A 20,848-nucleotide genomic window follows, 5' to 3' on the forward strand; every position below is an offset into this window, starting at 1 on the left:
AAAATGGAAAAACTAGAAGCAATCAGAGACAATAATCATTTAAGAAACTTGCTATTGGCAGAGTGTGATATTTGTTTTTATGATGAAATAAGAGAAGTACAATTTTCTTATAACAATTTCTTATAACAATGAGGAATATTCTTTAGCTTGTCAAGCACTTGCCCAGGATGGTAGCGGGGGAGAATATGTAATTCTTGAGGATGAGAGTATCGGCTTTATAGGGAGTGAAGGCCAAGTTGGTCGGGTAGCAGAAAGCCTTAATGACTTACTTGCCTTCTTACTTCATGCTGGATCTATCTCAGACTTTTCCTGTCGTTTGCTCTATCAAAACAAGCATTTGCTGGCACAATTCTGTAAAGGATTTATCGACAATGCACGAGAAAACTATCAGTCAAAAGGCGAAGAGTGGGATAAAGTGAGAGCTGAACTTGCACAAGAGTTGGGACTTGAATTTCAGCCAGAAAAACTGCAAGAGTTAGCCTTCAATTTTTATCAATCAGCCATAAGAACCCCTCAATTCACTTGTAAATATGGTCATGGTGAGAATGAATACATTTGTGATTCTGTTTTGTCGGATATTGTCGGCTTGTGGGTTTCAGAGCTGGTAGGGTTGACTGCAGAAGAAATTGAAGCTTTTGCAAGCACTAAAAACAATCAAATGTAAAGGACAAAAATTTATTTCCACTTAAAATATTTTATGTTATAATATTAACAATGATATTTTAAGGAGTTTATATGAGTTCGTCAGAATTTATTTCAAAGATTGATTATTATTGCCATAAGAAAGAAAGTTTATTTGACCAAAGTAAGTTTAAATATGCCATTCGTTCGATGTTTGCAGGTGCTTTCTTAACCTTTAGTACAGCCGCTGGGGCCATAGGTGCTGATCTACTCAATAGCATCGTTCCAAGTGCTGGTTATTTCCTATTTCCTTTTGTATTTGCATGGGGCCTTGCCTATATCGTTTTCTTGAATGCCGAGTTGGTTACCTCAAATATGATGTACTTGACAGCTGGAACATTTTTGAAGAAGATTGATTGGAAAAAAGCCTTTATCATTTTACTTTATTGTGCCTTTTTCAACTTAGTTGGCGCTCTGTTAGCAGGTTGGTGCTTTGCTAATTCATCGGCATTTTCATATTTGACTCACGATAGTTACTTACCAAAGATTGTAGCTAAGAAATTGGCACGACCTAGTGAGTTGGTCTTGTTGGAAGGGATTTTGGCAAATATGTTCGTAAACATTGCCATTCTATCTTCAATTTTGGTTAAGGATAGCAATGCCAAACTCTGGATTATCTTGTCAGCTATTTCTATGTTTGTTTTCTTATCTAACGAGCATATTGCAGCTAACTTTTCATCTTTTAGCATTATTAAATTCAGCATTGTTTCTGATCAAATTGCTAACTTTGATATTCCAAATATCCTCCGTCATTGGAGTGTTACCTTCATTGCTAACTTGATTGGTGGAGGATTCCTGATAGGTTTACCATACGCTTATCTTAATAAAAATGAAGAGACTTATGTTGATTAGCACTTAGCTCTTACTAAATAAAATGAAAATCAATAATAGAGGAGGTCGGGGAAAAAAATCCAGACCTCGATTTTTTTCCAAAAAACCTTTTGATAAAAACGTTATTTTTTCTGTCTATAAATTCAAACAAATTATTAGTGCATGGATTTTAGCTGAAAACTAAAGAGACTCTTTTGTAAATTCAATATAGAACAAAAATAAAACATATATTAAATATATAGAATGAATAGTTTGAAAATAAAGAGTTGAAAACATTAAAGATGCTGATACAAAGCAAATGGAAACGATTGCTAAAAATGATAAAAATATTGTAAATAGAATTAAGAAAGCCTTCCCATAATTTCGATTTTATGTTATAATATTCACAAATAAAAGTTTTAGGAGTTTATATGGTTTCTTCAGAATTTATCTCAAAAATTGAGTTTGCTTGTAAGAAAAAGGAAAGTCTTTACAGTCAAAGTAAATTCAAGTATGCTATCCGTTCAATGTTTGCTGGTGCATTCTTAACATTTAGTACAGCAGCTGGTGCAGTTGGAGCTGACTTGATTAATAAGATTGCTCCAGGTAGTGGACGCTTCCTCTTCCCATTTGTTTTCGCTTCGCTTGGGGATTGGCTTACATTGTCTTCTTGAATGCTGAGTTAGTAACATCTAACATGATGTTCTTGACAGCTGGTAGCTTTTTGAAAAAGATTAGCTGGAGAAAAACAGCTGAAATCCTTCTATATTGTACTTTCTTCAACTTAATCGGTGCTCTTATAGCAGGATGGGGCTTTGCCCATTCAGCGGCTTATGCAAACCTAACACATGATAGCTTTATTTCTGGAGTTGTGGAAATGAAGTTGGGCCGTTCAAATGAACTTATCTTGCTTGAAGCTATCTTGGCTAATGTCTTTGTAAATATCGCGATTCTTTCATTCGTTTTAGTTAAGGATGGTGGAGCAAAACTTTGGTTAGTTCTTTCAGCTATTTACATGTTTGTATTCTTAACAAACGAGCACATCGCCGCAAACTTTGCTTCATTTGCTATTGTGAAATTCAGTGTTGCTGCTGATTCAATCGCAAACTTCGGTATTGGAAATATTCTTCGTCACTGGGGTGTAACCTTCATTGGTAACTTTATCGGTGGTGGTTTACTCATGGGATTACCATACGCCTTCTTAAATAAAAACGAAGATACATATGTAGATTAAAAGTTGGATTCATTCCAACTTTTTCTTTTTGTTTATCCATGCTATAATGAAAGTAGAATAGATAAATTTAGAGGAATAACATGAACGAGATTAAATGTCCCAATTGTGGCGAAGTATTTACAGTCAATGAAAGTCAATATGCAGAACTGCTTTCTCAAGTTCGCACTGCAGAGTTTGATAAGGAATTGCATGAACGAATCAAACAAGAGTTGACATTGGTGGAACAAAAAGCCTTAAATGAACAACAGGCAAAACTGGCTCAAAAAGATCAAGAAATTGCCCAGCTTCAAAGTCAAATTAACAACTTTGATACAGAAAAAGAATTGGCTAAGAAAGAAGTGGAGCAAAGTGCAAGTCAAAGCTTGCTAGAGAAAGAAAAAGAAGTCCAAGCTCTCGAAAATCAATTGGCTACCTTGCGCTTAAAGCATGAAAATCAACTACAAAAAACACTATCTGATTTAGAGAAAGAACGTGATCAGGTCAAAAACCAGCTCCTTTTACAAGAAAAAGAAAATGAGTTGTCTCTAGCCTCTGTAAAACAAAATTATGAAGCCCAGCTAAAGGCAGCCAGTGAGCAGGTTGAGTTCTATAAGAATTTCAAAGCCCAACAATCAACAAAGGCTATTGGTGAAAGTCTGGAACACTATGCGGAAGGTGAGTTCAACAAGGTTCGTAGCTTTGCCTTCCCAAATGCTTACTTTGAAAAGGACAACAAGGTTTCAGCACGTGGTTCTAAGGGCGATTTCATTTTCCGTGATTTTGATGAAAATGGACTAGAATTCATTTCCATCATGTTTGAGATGAAAAATGAAGCAGACGGGACAGAGAAGAAACATAAGAATGCAGACTTTTACAAGGAATTAGATAAAGACCGCCGTGAGAAAGACTGTGAGTATGCTGTTTTGGTAAGTATGCTTGAAGCAGAAAACGACTACTTTAATACAGGAATTGTTGACGTTAGCCATGAATATGAGAAGATGTATGTCATTCGTCCCCAGTTCTTTATTCAACTAATTGGACTCTTGCGCAATGCTGCCCTTAATTCCCTAAAATACAAGCAGGAGTTAGCGCTTGTTCGTGAGCAAAATATCGATATCACGCATTTTGAGGAAGATTTGGACGCTTTCAAGGTAGCTTTTGCAAAGAATTATAACTCAGCTTCTGTCAACTTTGGCAAGGCCATCGACGAAATCGACAAGGCAATTAAGCGAATGGAAGAAGTCAAGAAATTCCTGACAACATCAGAAAACCAACTCCGCCTTGCAAACAACAAGCTGGAAGATGTTTCCGTTAAAAAATTGACTCGGAAGAATCCAACCATGAAAGCTAAGTTTGAAGCATTGAAGGGGGAGTAGAAAGCAACATATGAACGGTATTATCAACTTAAAAAAGGAAGCGGGGATGACCTCGCATGACGCGGTTTTTAAATTACGTAAGATTTTAGGAACCAAGAAGATTGGACACGGTGGGACCTTGGATCCTGATGTGGTGGGTGTTTTACCCATTGCTGTAGGGAAGGCGACTCGCATGGTTGAGTTTATGCAGGACGAAGGTAAGATTTACGAGGGTGAAATTACTCTAGGATATTCTACAACAACCGAGGATGCTAGTGGTGAGGTGGTTGCTGAGACACCAGTATTGTCTCCCTTAGATGAAAAGCTTGTTGATCAAGCGATTGCAAGTCTGACTGGACCTATTATTCAGATTCCCCCAATGTATTCCGCTGTCAAGGTCAATGGGCGCAAACTTTATGAATATGCGCGTGCTGGTCAGGAAGTCGAGCGTCCAGAACGTCAGGTGACGATTTATAGTTTCGAACGAACAAGTTCCATTTTCTATGAAAATAATCTGGCTCGATTTACCTTCCGTGTAAAATGTAGCAAAGGGACTTATATCCGGACCTTGTCAGTTGACTTGGGAGAAAAACTTGGCTATGCAGCTCATATGTCTCATTTAACACGAACAAGCGCTGCGGGCTTGCAGTTAGATAATGCTTTGACCTTGAATGAAATTGAGGAAAAGGTACAAGCTGGTGAATTAGACTTTCTTCATCCCTTAGAGATTGGTACAGGTGACTTAGTTAAGGTTTATTTGACCCCAAAACAGGCAGAAGAAGTGCGTTTTGGTCGCTTTATTGAATTGGAACAAACTGAGAAGGAATTGGCTGGTTTTGAAGGTGATAAGTTATTAGCCATTATAGAGAAACGGGATACTCTTTATAAACCAAGAAAGGTTTTCAATTGATTAGAGCTGGTGGTAAAATTGCAAACTGATGTTTAGTTTAAAAAAGCTGAAAGACAATTTAGTTTAGAAGAGAAATTGTTTTGAAAAAGGGTTGAAAACACGGTGATATTTGACAGTTTTGCTTGCTTATGATAATATTTAAATAAAGAAAAGCTAGAAAACTTTCAGAGGATATTATGAGTATTGAGATGACTGTTAGTGAGATTGCTGAGGTCTTGGGCTTGTCCCGTCAAGCAATCAATAACCGTGTCAAGGAATTACCTGAAGAAGATACGACTAAAAATGATAAAGGAGTTACTGTGGTAACTCGCAGTGGCTTGATTAAGCTTGAAGAAATCTACAAAAAAACTATTTTTGAAGATGAACCTGTTAGTGATGATGTGAAGCAACGTGAGTTGATGGAGATTCTTGTTGATGAAAAGAACGCAGAAATCATCCGTCTTTATGAGCAGTTAAAGGCTAAAGACAAACAGTTAGCTGAAAAAGATGAACAGATGCGTGTCAAAGACCGTCAAATCGCAGAAAAAGATAAGCAATTGGATCAACAACAACAGTTAACGCTACAAGCTATGAAGGACCAAGAAACCCTTCAGTTGGAGTTGGATCAGGCTAAGCAAGAAGTACAAGCAACGAAGAAAGGCTTCTTTGCTCGCTTATTTGGAGGATAAGAAAAAACTGCTTGGTTTCTAGGTATAACCAAGTAGTTTCTTTTTCAAATACAATAAGGAATGGATAAGATGGAAAAATTAAGAGATTATATTTCATTTGATTTGGAATTTAATAAACACCAGGATAAAACTCACTTGATTCAGGTATCTGCGGTCCGTTTTAAAAATGGTGAAGAAGTAGGAGCATTTGACTCATATGTTCATACCGATGTACCATTGAAAAGTTTTATAAACGGCTTAACGGGTATCACGTCTGAAATCTTGAAAGATGCACCGATGGTGGAGGAAGTTCTTAAGAATTTTCAAGACTTTGTTGGTGAATTACCCCTTGTTGGTTATAATGCAGCCAAGAGTGATTTACCAATCTTACTAGAGTATGGATTGGATTATAGTCGTCAATATCTAGTCGATCTCTATGATGAAGCTTTTGAGCGACGGAGTTCTGATCTTCACGGTATTGCCAATCTCAAGTTACAGACCGTGGCTGAATTTTTAGGATTCAAGGGGCAGTCTCATAATAGTTTAGAGGATGCACGTATGACTGCGCGTGTTTATGAAGCTTTTCTAGAATCTGATGAAAGCAGAATTTTACTGGACTCCAAGAGTAGCCTGAACTCTAATCCTTTTGGTGGACTAGATTTGTCACAGTTTTTTGATTAGGAGGTTTTATGAAACCTGAAAAACCTAAAAAATTGGGTTTTAAAAAGATTTACTTAAATCTGGATAAAATCCTATTTCTATTTTTTTTAATCTTCATGCTAGTAGATTATATTTGGTTGCCACTGAACTCATTGATAGCAGGTTTTTTACTAAGTCAGACGGGCTATTTGTTTATTTCCTATAATAATGTTTTTGGAATTTTAAAACATGCACCTTTAGTCAGCCTTGGGTTTTTAATCTTAATAGCCATTAACCTTTTAGTAGCCTATTTTCAACTAAGTCTCCTCTTTATTGGAGCTCGACACCTTCTCTATCACGAAAAACTAACCTTGATTGAGTATAGTCGCAAGGTATTTCGTGAAAGTATAGCCTTCATGAAACGTCTGACTGTTTCCAAGGCCTTGTTTATCTTCGTTTATATTGCTATGATTTTTCCGTTTATCAGGAAGATTTTTAAAATTTATTATTTTAATAAAATAGTGATACCTGAGTTTATTCAGACCTACATGGAAGACAAGTATTGGATATGGTGGCTTGCTATTATCATCTTATCAATCCTTTTCCTATACGTTTCTGTTAAGTTGATTTTTGTTTTGCCAAAAATCTTTTATGACAAGATGACGGTTAAGGAAGCAGTGGTTTACAGTTTAGAAAAAACCAGAAATCATTTTTGGTTTTACGCTTGGCATCTCTTTCTAATCCTTGTCAAAACGAATCTTTTCTTTTACTTACCTTTAATTCCTCTATTGTTGATCCAGTCTTTAGCAGATGGTCTCACACACCGAGAATCATTGATTCTAGCTATTTCAAACTATATTTTGATTAAAAATATCCACTATATGTCTTTAACCTACTTCTTGGTTAAGTTTACCTCCTTTTTAACTGGTGAGGAGTTGGATATTATGCCAAGACGGAAAAAGGACCATATTATGAGATGGGGTGTAATGGGATGCGCAAGTATCTTCTTTGCGATTGAAGGCTATATTTATCTCGAAGCACCCGTAGTCAATCCTCCACTTGTCATCTCTCACAGAGGAGTTTCTAATGGGAATGGTGTCCAAAATACAGTTGAATCCTTAGAAAAAACAGCTCAGTTAAAACCAGATTTAGTTGAGATGGATGTGCAAGAAACAAAGGATGGTCAGTTTGTCATGATGCATGATGCTAACCTAAAAAGTTTAGCGGGATTAAATGTAACACCACAAGACTTAACTTTAGATGAGTTGAAGCAATTAGATATTTATGAAAATGGTTATCAGACTAAAATATCTAGCTTTGATGATTATATAAATCGTGCCAATGACCTTCATCAGAAATTGCTGATCGAAATAAAAACAAGTCGAAAAGATAGTGCTCAGATGATGGATCGTTTTCTAGATCAATATGGAGCAAAAATTAAAGTCTATGGGCATCAGATGCAATCTTTGGATTATCATGTTATTGAAAAAGTTACCCAGTATGATAAAGAGATTCCAGTCTATTTCATACTGCCCTATAATTCCGTTTTTCCAAGAACAAATGCTACAGGTTATACCATGGAATATTCTACTTTAGATGAATATTTTGTAACCAAGCTTTGGAATACAAAACAAAAACTCTATGTATGGACAATCAATGGTTCGGAATCCTTTGATAAGTCCCTACGTTTGGGAGTTGATGGTATGATAACAGATGATTTGGAAAGAATTAAAGAAGAGCTTGAGACCGCTCAGGAAGATCCTGAATATACGGACTTGCTTCTAAAGAAAGCAACAGAAATATTTACTTTCTAGGTAAGACAAAAGAGGTTGAATTGAACATCAGCCTCTTTTTATGCTATTAGAATGGTAATTTACCAGCAAAAGCCCCTAGTTTCTTTTTAGTTGCTTCATCAATTTGTTCAAGAGCAGCATTGACTGCTTGAACTGTCATATCTGATAGAGTTTCAATATCTTCTGGGTCAACAACTGCAGGATTGAAGTCAATCCTAACAATTTTCTTGTCTCCTGTTAGTGTAGCAGTTACAAGGTTTTGGGCAGAAGTTCCAACAAATTCTGTAGCAGCAAGTTCAGCCTGACTTTGCTCCATTTGTTTTTGAAGTTTTTGAGCTTGACGCATCATGTTTTGCATATTCATCATGGTGGTATATAGCTTCCTTTTCTTTTATTTTCCCTATTATTTTAACAATTTTAACTAGAAAAGTCTATTCAAATTTTCAACGATAAAACATTAAATTTTCTGACAATTTATTGAATAATTAGAAAATCTATGTTATAATGAATTAAAAACAAATGGGCTTCCCATGATTTAATAGGAGTATCTAATGAAAAAACTTGGTTTTATCCTTTTATCTTCGGCATTGTTGTTATCTGCTTGTGCAGTTCGTTTTGAACAATCGTCAACTACAAGTGATTCATCTCAGGTCGCAAAATTATCAGAAGATAACCAAAAATTATTGGATAAGGCAACTAGTGACTACAAAACCTTTGTGGAAGAACAGATTGATAAACTTTTAACAGATACAGAAGGTTTTGTTCAACTTTTGAAGGATGGTAAGTTAGAAGAAGCTAAAAAGGCCTACCCTTTAATCCGTATGTCCTATGAACGTTCAGAGCCGATTGCAGAGAGCTTCGGTGAATCTGATGTGAAGATTGATTTTCGATTAGCAGACTACTTAGATGAAAACAAGACCGAAGAAGGTTGGTCTGGTTTTCACCGTATTGAGCGCATTCTTTGGGAGGAAAACACAACTAAAGGAACTGAGGCTTATGGTGACCAACTGGTAAATGATATCAAGGAATTGAAGGCTAAGATTGCGACTGTAGATGTTGATTACAAGATTATGCTAACTGGGGCTGTTGACCTTTTAAATGAAGTAGCGACAAGTAAGATTACTGGTGAAGAGGAGATTTATTCTCATACAGATTTGTATGATTTCCGTGCAAATATCCAAGGTGCTGAAAAGATTTTCCAACTTTTTAAACCCTTGCTTGAAAAATCAGATGCAGCCTTGGTTAAGGAGTTAGAGGAAGATTTCAAATCTGTCAATAGTTTGTTAGACAAACACATGACGGACAAGGAACACTATAAGCTCTATACAGACTTAACGAAAGAGGATACCAAGGAATTGTCTGAAGCAGTCACAAAACTTGGTGAACCATTATCACAAATGGGTAAATTTCTTGGTGGAGAATAAGTAATATGACAAACAAAGGCGAAAAATTTTTTGAACAAAAAATGGACCGTCGAGAATTTCTAAAAAAAGCAGGTATCGGAGGTGCTGGTCTCGCACTTGGTCTCTCCGGTGCTTCTGCTTTTTTCGCACCTAAGCTTGATGGTCAGGAGAAAATCTCGTACGGGGATGAAAAGATAGCCTTCTATGGCAAACACCAAGCTGGCATTACAACTGTCATGCAGAAAAACATTTATTTTGTGGTTTTAGATTTGCATACAACTGACAAAGAGAAAATCATCCAGTTATTTAAAGATTGGACGGATTATAGTGCCAAACTTGTAGAAGGAGAATTGGTTAAAAAAGATGGTAACAATAGCCTCTTACCTCCAAGTGATACTGGAGAAACAGTTGGGCTTAATCCTCATCGTTTGACCCTGACCTTCGGAGTTTCGGCTAGTTTCCTAGAAAAGATGAAACTAGAGAACAAACGTCCAACACTCTTTAGAGATTTGCCTCCTTTTCCAAAGGAACAATTACGAGAAAAGTACACGGGAGGAGATATAGTTATCCAAGCTTGTGCTGATGATGAGCAAGTTGCCTTTCATGCCATTCGCAACCTCATCCGAAAGGGAAGGAATGCAGTTACTCTTCGTTGGAGTCAATCAGGTTTTGCAGCTATCGGTAATCGTATGGAAACTCCTCGGAATCTCTTTGGATTTAAAGACGGGACTGCTAATGTTACCACTGAGAAAGAATTTGATCAGGTTGTGTGGGCAGACAGTAAGGACTGGATGGAAAATGGTTCCTACATGGCCGTTCGTCGCATTCAGATGTTCCTTGATACTTGGGATCGAACCAATCTGGAGGAGCAAGAAAATACCTTTGGTCGTTACAAAGAAAGTGGCGCTCCTTTTGGTAAGAAAAACGAATTTGATGAGGTTGATTTAAGTCTTCTTCCTGACGATTCTCATGTTCGCTTAGCAAAAGAAGTGGATAAACCTCTACTGCGTCGCTCTTATTCTTATTCTGATGGCATAGATGAAAAGACTGGCCAGTTTGACACTGGTTTGCTCTTTATTTCTTTTCAAAAGGATCCAGATAGCTTTGTTAAAGTTCAGACCAATCTAGGTGCTACGGATAAAATGAATGAGTACGTTACCCATATAGGCAGTGGCCTTTTTGCTTGCTTTGGTGGAGTAGAGAAGGGAGGTTACATTGGGCAGAAATTATTGGAATCCTAAAAGTATTATCCTCCTATTTGCTTGTTTCTTCCTGTTGATTTTTCCGGTAGGAGCTAAGGAAAATTTGAGTCCCTACTTTGTGAAAATAACTGATGCAACTAAAGCTGTTAAAGAAGGCAAACAAGATCAGGCAAGAAAACTAATCGATGAAATGACCAAAGATTTCGAGAAAGTCGAGAATTCTAACTCTGAAGCAGGGCGACAAGTTCAAGAAAAGTTAGCCTTAACTGGTGATATTACTGAAGACCAGTTAACTCAGATTTCTTTAGCCCTTTTGACATTTGAGAAAGAGCAAAATCCAGTCGACCTAGATGCAGAAAAAGAGAAACTTGTAAGTCGCTTAGAACCTCGTTTTGAAGCCTTAGACAAGGCAATCGCTTCTCAAGATCTGGAAGCAGTAAGAGAAACCTATAAAAAAATGAATTCAACCTGGACCATCAATGAAGCAGTGGTTCGTGACCATAGTACAGCTCATTATGGGCAAGTGGAAACAGCAATTTCCTTCTTGCGTAGTAGCATTGAGACTGAACCAACGAACTTTGATAGTATTCAGGCATCGTTTGATGATTTGAAAAAAGCCATTTCTAACTTTGTTGAAGGTACAGAAGTTGCGACGACATCATCAAACCTGACACTGAAGGATGGGATAGATCTTTTAAAGAAGGCTTTGACCCAATTTCAAGCTGGTCAAGATAGTGAAGCAGCTGCAACTATGAAGGAGTTTATTACTATTTGGCCCACCATCGAGGGTTCTGTAAGTACAACCAATCCTTCGCTTTATACCAAGGTCGAAAGTGAAAGTCCGGTCATCATGGTTAAGGGAAAGGAAAGTGAATATCAAGAAAAGCTTTCTAGCTTGATTGCAGAGCTATCTCAAATTGATACTAGCGCTTCCTATAATGCATTTGACGCCATGCTCATCTTGCTCCGAGAAGGTGTAGAAGCACTCTTGATTGTCATGGCGCTTGTGACAACTTTGAAAGCTACTAAGATGAGAAAGGGCCTCAAGTGGGTCTATGGTGGTGCATTTGCTGGTATAGTTGCTAGTCTTTTAATTGCCTATATCCTACAGATTGCCTTTCCAGCAGTTACCTCAGGAACTAACCGTGAAATCATCGAAGGTGCAGTCGGAATTTTTGCGGTTATCATGATGATTTTAATCGGTATTTGGCTTCATAGCAAATCTTCTGTTAAAAAATGGAATACTTTTATGGAATCACAAATGCAAACTGTCACGAAAACAGGATCTTTCCTTTCTATGTTTGCTCTGAGTTTTCTAGCCGTATTCCGAGAAGGTGCTGAGACGATTTTATTCTACGTAGGGATTCTGCCAAGGATTTCTAGTTTTGATTTTGTCCTAGGAATTTCTCTGGCCCTCTCAGTCTTAGTCGTGATTGCTTTTGTGATGAACAAGGCCAGTCAATTTTTTCTACCTCATAAGGTTTTCTTTATCCTGACTTGGATGATTTATGCCTTAGCCTTTAAGATGACGGGAGTCAGTATCCATGCCTTACAGTTGACAAATATGATTCCAAACCATCTGATCTCAGGAATACCAAGTATTGATATATTGGGAATTTACCCTAGTTGGGAAGGGGTAGCAGGTCAGACTCTCTTTATCCTCGTAGTTTTTCTAATTACCATTAGACAGGGTGAACAGTAATGGATCAAAGGGAATTGACAATTATTGAACATTTGGTAGAATTTAGAAAGAGATTGCTAGCAGTAGTTGTTTGTTTCTTTTTAGTATTCTGCGTTTCACTATTATTTGCCGATCAGGTTTATCAATATATCACACAAGGGTTTAGTCAGAAGTTAATTGTCTTGGGGCCGAATGATATTTTATGGATTTATCTTCGTTTGGCAAGTTTGATGGCCTTTAGCCTTACCTTACCTTTTACGGTCTATCAAGTCTGGAGTTTCGTTCGACCAGCCCTTAAAACTGAAGAAGCAGGGGCGATTTTTGCTTATATCCCTGCAACTTTCCTTTGTTTTATCTTAGGATTAGCCTTTGGATTTTATTTTGTAACACCAGCTTTACTTCAGGTCTTGCTGGGACTGGGTGAAAACTTATTTGAAACGCAGTTAACTGCACAAAATTATCTAGCTTTTGTCTTTCAAACTACTGTACCACTAGCATTTATCTTTGAATTGCCTGTTATTATTGCTTTTTTAACCTCCATTGGTTTGATTGGGCCTGGGCTACTCATTGCTTATAGACGTTATGCTTATTTTATCTTGTTAGTATTGGCTGTTATATTGACGCCGGCCGATTTTATTAGTGATTTAGCGATGACTGTTCCCCTAATCCTTTTGTATGAGGTTAGTATCGCTATTAGTAAATGGATTTTTAAGAGAAAAAGGAAAGGAGAAAAAGATGGGAATCTTACGTGATATTGGTGCACCAGGCTTGATCGTCATTGTCCTTGGTGCGCTATTGATTTTTGGACCAAAGCGCTTACCAGAGTTAGGCGAATCAGTAGGAAAAATGCTTGCCGAATTTAAAAAAGCTGTTAAGGGCATCGGTGAGCAAGAAGAAAAATAAACCGAATCTTTTTGAATAGAGTTGAGAAATGTTAGAAGGGAGTTATCTCTGGCAAATATTCTCAACTCTTTTTATTTGGTTTAAGGTTTCTTTAAGTTTTCTATAATATGCTTAAGGACTCTATATTAATAGGATTGATTAGATACAGATAGGAGAAATGAGATAATAATTTGATTTTTTTAAAAGAAAGTTCACTAGGAGGAAATAATGTTCAGATTAAGGTTTAAAAAGAGCGTTTTCTAGGCATAAAGTCTTTGTATTTCTTTCAAGATAGAGCCAGATTGTGATATAATAGTTAACAATAAGTTTTTTTAGAATGAACTAAAGGAGTATGAAAATGATCTACGCTGGAATTTTAGCAGGTGGAACCGGCACGCGCATGGGTATTAGTAACCTACCCAAACAATTTCTTGAGTTGGGAGATCGCCCAATCTTGATTCATACAATTGAAAAATTTGTCTTAGAGCCAAGTATCGAAAAGATTGTGGTTGGAGTTCACGGAGACTGGGTAACACACGCAGAAGATTTAGTTGAAAAATTCCTACCACTCCATAAGGATCGTATCATCATCACCAAAGGTGGTGCAGATCGCAATTCTAGTATTGAAAAGATTATCGAAGCTATCGATGCTTACCGTCCAATTACGGAAGATGATATCGTGGTAACGCATGATTCGGTTCGCCCCTTTATCACACTTCGTATGATTCAAGATAACATTGCTCTTGCACAAAATCATGATGCTGTTGATACTGTAGTTGAAGCCGTGGATACCATTGTTGAAAGTACTAATGGGAAATTTATCACAGATATTCCAAACCGTGCTCACCTCTATCAAGGGCAAACTCCTCAAACCTTCCGTTGTAAAGACTTTATTGATTTGTATGGTTCTTTATCAGCAGAGGAAAAAGAAATTTTAACAGATGCATGTAAAATCTTTGTCATTAAGGGTAAAGATGTAGCCTTGGCAAAAGGTGAATACTCAAACCTCAAAATTACAACAGTTACAGACTTGAAGATTGCTAAAAGCATGATTGAGAAAGACTAAAGACATGATTAATCAAATTTATCAACTGACAAAACCAAAGTTTATCAATATTAAGTATCAGGAAGAAGAAATTGATCAAGAGAATCATATTCTCATTCGACCAAATTACATGGCGGTTTGTCACGCAGATCAACGTTACTACCAAGGTAAACGTGATCCAAAAATTTTAGCGAAAAAACTACCAATGGCTATGATTCACGAGTCTTGTGGTACAGTCATTTCTGATCCAACAGGTACTTACAAAGTTGGTCAGAAAGTTGTTATGATTCCAAATCAACCACCTATGCAAAGTGATGAGGAATTCTATGAAAATTACATGACTGGAACATATTTCTTGTCTAGTGGTTATGATGGATTCATGCGAGAATTCGTTTCTCTTCCTAAGGATCGTGTGGTAGCTTATGAGGACGTCGAAGACACAGTTGCCGCCATTACTGAGTTTGTCAGTGTTGGCATGCATGCTATGAATCGTTTTATGACGGTATCTCACAGCAGACGTCAACGTATTGCAGTTATTGGTGATGGTAGTCTAGCCTTTGTAATGGCAAATATTATCAATTATACCTTGCCTGAAGCAGAGATTATCGTCATTGGACGTCATTGGGAAAAACTTGAACTCTTTTCCTTTGCGAATGAACGTTATATCACTGATAGTATTCCAGAAGATTTAAGCTTTGATCATGGATTTGAGTGTTGTGGTGGTGATGGATGCGGTCCTGCTATCAATGACTTGATTCGTTACATCAAACCCCAAGGTACCATTTTGATGATGGGAGTGAGTGAGTATAAGGTTAATATCAATACTCGTGATTCTTTAGAAAAAGGCTTGTTATTAGTTGGATCTTCTCGTTCTGGAAGAGTTGACTTTGAAAATGCCATTCAAATGATGGAAATTAAGAAGTTTGCCAATCGTTTGAAGAATATCATTTATCTAGAAGAACCAGTAAGAGAGATTAAGGATATTCATCGAGTTTTTGCTACAGATTTAAATACTGCCTTCAAGACAGTCTTTAAATGGGAAGTGTAAGGATATGGAGGTTGACCGTGGAGAAACTTATTAAAGAAAAGATTGCTTCTTTATTATCGGAAGAAGAGGATATTCTCAGTGTTGAGCAACTAGGTGGGATGACCAATCAAAACTATCTAGTCAAGACGACTGCAAACCAGTATATCGTTAAGTTTTTCGGTAAAGGTACAGATAAATTAATCGATCGCCAGAATGAGAAGTTCAATCTTGAATTGTTGAAAGATTTGAAATTAGATGTAGAAAATTATCTTTTCGATATTGAAGCTGGTATCAAAGTTAATCAGTACATTGAAAATGCTGAGACACTTGATTCAGCTACCATTAAAACCAAATTTGAAAAGATTGCACCAATTCTACAAACGATCCATGCTTCTGGTAAAGAATTAAAAGGAGAATTTGCTCCTTTTGAGGAAATCAAAAAATATGAATCATTGATTCAAGGAGAGATTTACTATCCAAACTATGAAGCTGTCAGGAAATCTGTATTTTCTCTGAAAGAAGAGCTTGAACAAATTGGAATTGATAAGAAATCATGTCATATTGATTTGGTTCCTGAAAACTTTATTGAAGCACCAGATGGACATCTTTATCTCATTGATTGGGAATATTCTTCTATGAATGATCCTATGTGGGATTTGGCAGCCCTCTTCCTAGAATCTGAATTTACAAGTGCAGAAGAAGAAGACTTTTTAAGTCATTATGAGAGTGACAAGACTCCAGTTTCAAGGGAGAAGATTCGTATTTACAAAATCTTGCAAGATATCATTTGGAGTCTTTGGACTATTTACAAAGAAGAAAATGGTGCAGATTTCGGAGATTACGGAATCTCTCGTTACAATAGAGCAGTAAAAGAATTAGAGTCTGAAGGAGAATTAAATGAAAACTAAAAATGGAGTTTCTTTTGGGCTACTATCAGGTGTGTTCTGGGGATTAGGATTAACTATTAGTGCTTATATCTTTTCAATCTTTACTGAGCTTTCGCCTTTTGTAGTAGCAGCAGCACACGACTTTCTTAGTATTTTTATCTTGCTAGGATATCTTTTAGTTAAAGAAGGAAAAGTACGTTTTTCAATCTTCTTGAACATTCGAAATGTTAGTGTCATTATTGGAGCATTATTAGCTGGGCCGATTGGTATGCAGGCCAATCTCTATGCGGTTAAGTATATTGGTAGCTCTTTAGCTTCTTCGGTTTCAGCAATTTATCCTGCAGTTTCTGTCCTTCTGGCCTTCTTTATTTTAAAGCACAAGGTTTCTAAGAATACAGTATTTGGAATTTTATTAATCATTGCAGGGATTATTGCTCAGACTTACAAGGTTGAACAAGTTAATTCCTTCTATATCGGAATTCTGTGTGCCTTGATTTGTGCTCTTGCTTGGGGAAGCGAAAGTGTTCTAAGCTCATTTGCTATGGAAAGTGATCTCAGTGAACTCGAAGCCCTCTTGATTCGACAAGTAACTTCCTTCCTGTCCTATCTTGTTATTGTTCTCTTCTCGCATCATTCATTTGCAGAAGTGGCAAATGGACAATTGTTGGGACTTCTGATTGTCTTTGCAGCATGTAATATGATTTCTTATCTAGCCTACTATATTGCTATTAATCGATTGCAGCCAGCAAAAGCAACAGGTCTAAATGTGAGTTATGTAGTATGGACTGTTTTGTTTGCAGCAATTTTCTTGGGCTCGCCCCTTAATTTACTGACCATCATTACTTCACTTATCGTAATGGCTGGTGTTTATATTATTATTAAAGAATAAAGGAGAAAACGCGTGAAAGCGATTATCTTAGCAGCCGGATTGGGAACTCGTTTGAGACCCATGACAGAAAACACTCCCAAAGCATTGGTTAAAGTCAATCAAAAGCCATTGGTTGAATATCAAATTGAATTTTTAAAAGAACGCGGAATTGATGACATTATCATCGTTGTAGGTTATTTAAAAGAACAATTCGACTATCTTAAAGAAAAGTACGGAGTTCGGTTGGTATTCAACGATAAGTATGCTGATTACAATAACTTTTACTCACTTTACTTGGTGAAAGAAGAGTTGGCTAACAGCTATGTTATTGATGCGGATAATTATCTTTTCAAGAATATGTTCCGCAATGATTTGACTCGTTCGACTTATTTCAGTGTTTATCGTGAAGATTGTACCAACGAATGGTTCCTAGTTTACGGTGATGACTACAAAGTTCAAGATATTATTGTCGATAGCAAAAATGGACGCATCTTGAGTGGTGTATCATTCTGGGATGCTCCAACAGCTGAAAAGATTGTTGGTTTTATCGATGAAGCCTATGCAAGTGGCGAGTTTGTTGACCTCTATTGGGACAATATGGTTAAAGATAATATCAAAGAACTAGATGTTTACGTAGAAGAGTTGGAAGAAAACTCTATCTATGAAATCGATAGTGTTAAAGATTATCAAAAATTAGAGCAGATTCTTTCTTCACAAAAGTAAGCAACTTTTATGAACTGATACCTTACCTATTTTTACTTGACTTTTCACGTTTGATACAGTATACTAGTGAAAATTTAACCTTTAAGGGAAGTCCAGAGAGACTTACAAGGTGTCAGAGAAAAGAAACTACGATTGAAACAAGTAAGCAAGTGCTTATTTGCTACTTTTGTGTGAATATCTTAACTGAAACCTTGCAATGCAAGGTTTTTCTTTATCTGATCCCCTTAAAATTTAAGGAGGAAAAGTTATGAATCCAAATTGTAAAAAACGCATGGGTGCTATTCGTTTAGAAAACATGAAAGTGATTGAGCAAGAGGAAATCGCACCAGCGATCTTTGAACTAGTTCTCGAAGGAGAAATGGTTGAAGCTATGAAAGCTGGACAATTTCTTCATTTACGTGTGCCCGATGATGCCCATCTCTTGCGTCGTCCGATTTCAATCTCGTCTATAGATAAGGCTAAAAAACAATGCCATCTTATTTATCGTATCGAAGGTTCTGGTACGGCAATTTTTTCAACCTTAAAAACAGGTGATAGCTTAGATGTTATGGGACCTCAAGGAAATGGCTTTGACTTATCTGATTTAGACAAGCAGAACCGTGTTCTTATAGTTGGTGGTGGAATCGGAGTTCCGCCCTTACTCGAAGTAGCTAAACAACTGAATGAGCGTGCTGTTGAAATAACAACTGTTTTAGGATTCGCTACCAAAGATGCTGTTATTTTGGAAGATGAATTATCCAGATTTAGTCAGGTCTTTGTAACGACTGATGATGGTTCTTATGGTAGTAAAGGAAATGTTTCTGTAGTGATTAACGAATTTGACACAGAATTTGATGCAATCTACTCATGCGGTGCGCCAGGTATGATGAAATACATTAATCAAACATTTTACGACCATCCAAGAGCTTACCTATCCCTAGAATCCCGTATGGCCTGTGGCATGGGAGCTTGCTACGCTTGCGTATTGAAAGTACCAGATAGCGAAACAGTTAGTCAACGTGTGTGTGAAGATGGGCCTGTATTTAAAACAGGAACTGTTGTTTTATAAGGAGAGTGTCATGACTACAAATCGATTACAAGTTTCTCTACCAGGCTTAGAATTAAAGAATCCTATCATTCCCGCCTCAGGTTGCTTTGGATTTGGTCAAGAGTATGCCAAATATTATGATTTAGACCTCTTAGGTTCCATCATGATAAAGGCTACTACGCTTAAACCACGTTTTGGTAACCCAACTCCTCGAGTAGCAGAAAACCCAGCTGGTATGCTTAATGCTATTGGTTTGCAAAATCCTGGTTTAGAAGTCGTTCTCTCTGAGAAGTTACCTTGGCTTGAAAGAGAATATCCAAATCTCCCTATCATTGCCAATGTTGCTGGATTTTCAAAGCAAGAATACGCAGCCGTTTCTCATGGTATTTCAAAGGCAAATAATGTTAAGGCCATAGAGCTCAATATCTCATGTCCTAATGTCGATCATGGAAATCATGGACTTTTAATCGGACAGGACCCTGAGTTAGCTTATGATGTGGTAAAAGCTGCTGTAGAGGCTTCAGATGTCCCTGTCTACGTCAAATTAACACCTAGTGTGACGGACATCGTGACAATTGCAAAAGCTGTAGAAGCTGCTGGAGCTTGTGGTCTCACCATGATTAATACCCTTGTTGGTATGCGTTTTGATCTCAAAACTAGAAAGCCGATTATCGCAAATGGGACAGGTGGCATGTCTGGACCTGCAGTATTTCCTGTAGCTCTAAAACTAATCCGTCAAGTAGCTCAAACAACTAAGCTTCCAATCATTGGTATGGGAGGAGTGGATTCAGCAGAAGCAGCCTTAGAAATGTATCTTGCAGGTGCCTCAGCAATCGGTGTCGGAACTGCCAACTTTACGAATCCCTATGCTTGTCCAGATATTATCGAAAATCTACCAAAAGTCATGGATAAGTACGGGATCGAAAGTCTAGAAATGTTGCGAAAAGAAGTCAGAGAAAGTTTGCTCTAAGTTTTATGTCCTGAATTCAGTCTAAATTGTTTTGAAAGCGCCATTTTTTTGGTATAATAGATACTATGATTATTACAGTACCTATTAAAACAGAAAAAGATATTGCAACACCAGGACCAAACGTCCTTGTACTTGGTTATTTTGATGGAGTTCATCTTGGACATCAAAAATTATTTGAAATAGCTTCTAATATTGCTGCTGAAAAGCGCCAGGGAGTAGCTCTAGTAACTTTTAACGAATCACCAAAACTAACTCTGAATCAATACTCACCTGAACACTTATTGCATATTTTGTATGCTAGTGAACGTGAACGTAGATTGAAGAGAGCTGGAGTTGAGAGTTTATATTTGATGGATTTCACTAGTCGAGTAGCAAATATGACTGCCCAAGAATTTATTGAAACATTTGTCAAGGAAGCGAAGGCAGATACGATTGTAGTTGGTTTTGACTATACTTTTGGTTCAGATAGAAAAACAGCTGAGGATTTAAAAGAACTTTTCCATGGTGATGTGGTTATTGTTCCACCGCTTGAGGATGAAAAGGGGAAAATTAGTTCAACGCGTATCCGCCAAGCCATTCTAGAAGGAGATGTAAAAGAAGCAGGCAAACTTTTGGGATTTCCTTTACCAACGAGAGGTGTAGTGGTTCACGGAAATGCTCGAGGTCGAACTATTGGCTTCCCGACAGCTAATCTAGTCAATTTGGATCGGACATATATGCCAGCTGATGGTGTTTATGCCGTTGACGTTGAAATCCAAAGAAAAGTCTATCGTGGTATGGCAAGTCTAGGTAAAAATGAAACCTTTGATGGCGAAGAAGAGCGTTTTGAAGTTCATATCTTTGATTTTTCTGACGATATCTATGGGGAAACTGTCATCGTTTCCTGGTTGGACCGTATCCGTGATATGGTGAAATTTGATAGCGTTGATCAATTAGTTAAACAACTAGAAGAAGATGAAAAGATAGCTAGAAAATAAAATCAAAAAATAGTAGAGTTTGGGATTTTCTCAAACTCTTTTTTATTATGCGACTTTCAGTCCGTCTCGCTCCGTTAGGTGCGAGACAAAAAAACCACCCGCTATGCG

At 37.2% G+C, this 20,848-nt stretch carries 20 protein-coding genes and 2 pseudogenes; 21 read left to right on the forward strand and 1 reads right to left on the reverse strand.

Annotated elements, in window-relative coordinates; all coding sequences use genetic code 11:
• Positions 1-3: 3 nt before the first annotated feature.
• The 8 genes and pseudogenes from ADF68_RS08845 to ADF68_RS08880 all read left to right on the forward strand — a co-directional run bounded on the left by ADF68_RS08845 (position 4) and on the right by ADF68_RS08880 (position 8,069).
• Positions 4-664: pseudogene (locus ADF68_RS08845) on the forward strand (hypothetical protein).
• Positions 665-735: 71 nt separating this feature from the next.
• Positions 736-1,533: a formate/nitrite transporter family protein gene (locus tag ADF68_RS08850; RefSeq protein ID WP_049549493.1), complete on the forward strand. Its 798-nt coding sequence runs from the start codon at positions 736-738 to the stop codon at positions 1,531-1,533.
• Positions 1,534-1,922: 389 nt separating this feature from the next.
• Positions 1,923-2,725, forward strand: a pseudogene (locus tag ADF68_RS08855) (formate/nitrite transporter family protein).
• 80 nt (positions 2,726-2,805) lie between these two features.
• Positions 2,806-4,080 (forward strand): DUF2130 domain-containing protein, encoded by a 1,275-nt coding sequence (locus ADF68_RS08860; RefSeq protein WP_049549494.1) that lies wholly within the window; start codon positions 2,806-2,808, stop codon positions 4,078-4,080.
• 10 nt (positions 4,081-4,090) lie between these two features.
• Positions 4,091-4,969: a tRNA pseudouridine(55) synthase TruB gene (gene truB / locus ADF68_RS08865; RefSeq protein WP_049549495.1), complete on the forward strand. Its 879-nt coding sequence runs from the start codon at positions 4,091-4,093 to the stop codon at positions 4,967-4,969.
• A 176-nt stretch (positions 4,970-5,145) separates the two neighbouring features.
• Positions 5,146-5,637 (forward strand): DUF536 domain-containing protein, encoded by a 492-nt coding sequence (locus ADF68_RS08870; RefSeq protein ID WP_049504976.1) that lies wholly within the window; start codon positions 5,146-5,148, stop codon positions 5,635-5,637.
• A 69-nt stretch (positions 5,638-5,706) separates the two neighbouring features.
• A complete protein-coding gene (locus ADF68_RS08875) occupies positions 5,707-6,297 on the forward strand; it encodes a 3'-5' exonuclease (protein ID WP_049549496.1) in 591 nt (196 codons plus the stop codon).
• Between the two features lie 8 nt (positions 6,298-6,305).
• Positions 6,306-8,069: a glycerophosphoryl diester phosphodiesterase membrane domain-containing protein gene (locus ADF68_RS08880; RefSeq protein ID WP_049549497.1), complete on the forward strand. Its 1,764-nt coding sequence runs from the start codon at positions 6,306-6,308 to the stop codon at positions 8,067-8,069.
• A 46-nt stretch (positions 8,070-8,115) separates the two neighbouring features.
• Here ADF68_RS08880 and ADF68_RS08885 read toward each other — a convergent pair whose 3' ends face one another.
• Positions 8,116-8,415, reverse strand: a complete 300-nt coding sequence (locus ADF68_RS08885; protein ID WP_049504982.1) for a YbaB/EbfC family nucleoid-associated protein — start codon at positions 8,413-8,415, stop codon at positions 8,116-8,118.
• A gap of 184 nt (positions 8,416-8,599) precedes the next feature.
• Here ADF68_RS08885 and efeO point away from each other — a divergent pair, with 184 nt between their 5' ends.
• From efeO to ADF68_RS08950, 13 genes are all read left to right on the forward strand, one after another.
• Entirely contained in the window at positions 8,600-9,472 is an 873-nt protein-coding gene (gene efeO, locus ADF68_RS08890) for an iron uptake system protein EfeO (protein ID WP_049549498.1), read from the forward strand.
• A 5-nt stretch (positions 9,473-9,477) separates the two neighbouring features.
• On the forward strand, positions 9,478-10,692 hold the full coding sequence (gene efeB / locus ADF68_RS08895; protein ID WP_049549499.1) for an iron uptake transporter deferrochelatase/peroxidase subunit: 1,215 nt from the start codon (positions 9,478-9,480) through the stop codon (positions 10,690-10,692).
• Positions 10,667-12,355: an FTR1 family iron permease gene (locus ADF68_RS08900; protein ID WP_049549500.1), complete on the forward strand. Its 1,689-nt coding sequence runs from the start codon at positions 10,667-10,669 to the stop codon at positions 12,353-12,355. The genes efeB and ADF68_RS08900 overlap by 26 nt, the downstream gene beginning before the upstream one ends.
• Complete coding sequence (gene tatC, locus ADF68_RS08905; RefSeq protein WP_049549501.1) at positions 12,355-13,086, forward strand: twin-arginine translocase subunit TatC; 732 nt, start codon at positions 12,355-12,357, stop codon at positions 13,084-13,086. The genes ADF68_RS08900 and tatC overlap by 1 nt, the downstream gene beginning before the upstream one ends.
• Positions 13,070-13,237, forward strand: coding sequence for a twin-arginine translocase TatA/TatE family subunit (locus ADF68_RS08910; RefSeq protein WP_000512114.1), 168 nt, complete (start codon positions 13,070-13,072; stop codon positions 13,235-13,237). The genes tatC and ADF68_RS08910 overlap by 17 nt, the downstream gene beginning before the upstream one ends.
• A gap of 337 nt (positions 13,238-13,574) precedes the next feature.
• Entirely contained in the window at positions 13,575-14,282 is a 708-nt protein-coding gene (locus ADF68_RS08915) for an IspD/TarI family cytidylyltransferase (RefSeq protein ID WP_049549502.1), read from the forward strand.
• A gap of 4 nt (positions 14,283-14,286) precedes the next feature.
• Complete coding sequence (locus tag ADF68_RS08920) at positions 14,287-15,309, forward strand: ribitol-5-phosphate dehydrogenase (protein WP_049549503.1); 1,023 nt, start codon at positions 14,287-14,289, stop codon at positions 15,307-15,309.
• A gap of 17 nt (positions 15,310-15,326) precedes the next feature.
• Positions 15,327-16,196, forward strand: a complete 870-nt coding sequence (locus ADF68_RS08925) for a phosphotransferase family protein (RefSeq protein ID WP_049549504.1) — start codon at positions 15,327-15,329, stop codon at positions 16,194-16,196.
• Positions 16,186-17,064 (forward strand): DMT family transporter, encoded by an 879-nt coding sequence (locus ADF68_RS08930; protein WP_049549505.1) that lies wholly within the window; start codon positions 16,186-16,188, stop codon positions 17,062-17,064. Before ADF68_RS08925 ends, ADF68_RS08930 begins: the two co-directional genes overlap by 11 nt.
• 12 nt (positions 17,065-17,076) lie before the next feature.
• Positions 17,077-17,766, forward strand: coding sequence for a CTP--phosphocholine cytidylyltransferase (locus ADF68_RS08935; protein WP_049549506.1), 690 nt, complete (start codon positions 17,077-17,079; stop codon positions 17,764-17,766).
• A gap of 247 nt (positions 17,767-18,013) precedes the next feature.
• Positions 18,014-18,814 (forward strand): dihydroorotate dehydrogenase electron transfer subunit, encoded by an 801-nt coding sequence (locus tag ADF68_RS08940; RefSeq protein WP_049549507.1) that lies wholly within the window; start codon positions 18,014-18,016, stop codon positions 18,812-18,814.
• Positions 18,777-19,763, forward strand: a complete 987-nt coding sequence (locus ADF68_RS08945) for a dihydroorotate dehydrogenase (protein WP_080979408.1) — start codon at positions 18,777-18,779, stop codon at positions 19,761-19,763. The genes ADF68_RS08940 and ADF68_RS08945 overlap by 38 nt, the downstream gene beginning before the upstream one ends.
• A gap of 65 nt (positions 19,764-19,828) precedes the next feature.
• The gene (locus ADF68_RS08950) at positions 19,829-20,740 is read left to right on the forward strand and encodes a bifunctional riboflavin kinase/FAD synthetase (RefSeq protein WP_049549509.1); all 912 of its coding nucleotides are present in this window, start codon (positions 19,829-19,831) and stop codon (positions 20,738-20,740) included.
• Positions 20,741-20,848: the final 108 nt, after the last annotated feature.

Origin of the sequence: Streptococcus pseudopneumoniae (genome assembly GCF_001068775.1) — a bacterium.
Taxonomy (GTDB): Bacteria; Bacillota; Bacilli; order Lactobacillales; family Streptococcaceae; genus Streptococcus; species Streptococcus pseudopneumoniae_N.

Bases quoted from the DNA above. Each gene is read 5' to 3' on its own strand.
- ADF68_RS08850 (WP_049549493.1), top strand. From the start codon at position 736: ATGAGTTCGTCAGAATTTATTTCAAAGATTGATTATTATTGCCATAAG.
- ADF68_RS08860 (WP_049549494.1), top strand. From the start codon at position 2,806: ATGAACGAGATTAAATGTCCCAATTGTGGCGAAGTATTTACAGTCAAT.
- truB (WP_049549495.1), top strand. From the start codon at position 4,091: ATGAACGGTATTATCAACTTAAAAAAGGAAGCGGGGATGACCTCGCAT.
- ADF68_RS08870 (WP_049504976.1), top strand. From the start codon at position 5,146: ATGAGTATTGAGATGACTGTTAGTGAGATTGCTGAGGTCTTGGGCTTG.
- ADF68_RS08875 (WP_049549496.1), top strand. From the start codon at position 5,707: ATGGAAAAATTAAGAGATTATATTTCATTTGATTTGGAATTTAATAAA.
- ADF68_RS08880 (WP_049549497.1), top strand. From the start codon at position 6,306: ATGAAACCTGAAAAACCTAAAAAATTGGGTTTTAAAAAGATTTACTTA.
- ADF68_RS08885 (WP_049504982.1), bottom strand. From the start codon at position 8,415: ATGATGAATATGCAAAACATGATGCGTCAAGCTCAAAAACTTCAAAAA.
- efeO (WP_049549498.1), top strand. From the start codon at position 8,600: ATGAAAAAACTTGGTTTTATCCTTTTATCTTCGGCATTGTTGTTATCT.
- efeB (WP_049549499.1), top strand. From the start codon at position 9,478: ATGACAAACAAAGGCGAAAAATTTTTTGAACAAAAAATGGACCGTCGA.
- tatC (WP_049549501.1), top strand. From the start codon at position 12,355: ATGGATCAAAGGGAATTGACAATTATTGAACATTTGGTAGAATTTAGA.
- ADF68_RS08910 (WP_000512114.1), top strand. From the start codon at position 13,070: ATGGGAATCTTACGTGATATTGGTGCACCAGGCTTGATCGTCATTGTC.
- ADF68_RS08915 (WP_049549502.1), top strand. From the start codon at position 13,575: ATGATCTACGCTGGAATTTTAGCAGGTGGAACCGGCACGCGCATGGGT.
- ADF68_RS08920 (WP_049549503.1), top strand. From the start codon at position 14,287: ATGATTAATCAAATTTATCAACTGACAAAACCAAAGTTTATCAATATT.
- ADF68_RS08930 (WP_049549505.1), top strand. From the start codon at position 16,186: ATGAAAACTAAAAATGGAGTTTCTTTTGGGCTACTATCAGGTGTGTTC.
- ADF68_RS08940 (WP_049549507.1), top strand. From the start codon at position 18,014: ATGAATCCAAATTGTAAAAAACGCATGGGTGCTATTCGTTTAGAAAAC.
- ADF68_RS08945 (WP_080979408.1), top strand. From the start codon at position 18,777: ATGGGCCTGTATTTAAAACAGGAACTGTTGTTTTATAAGGAGAGTGTC.
- ADF68_RS08950 (WP_049549509.1), top strand. From the start codon at position 19,829: ATGATTATTACAGTACCTATTAAAACAGAAAAAGATATTGCAACACCA.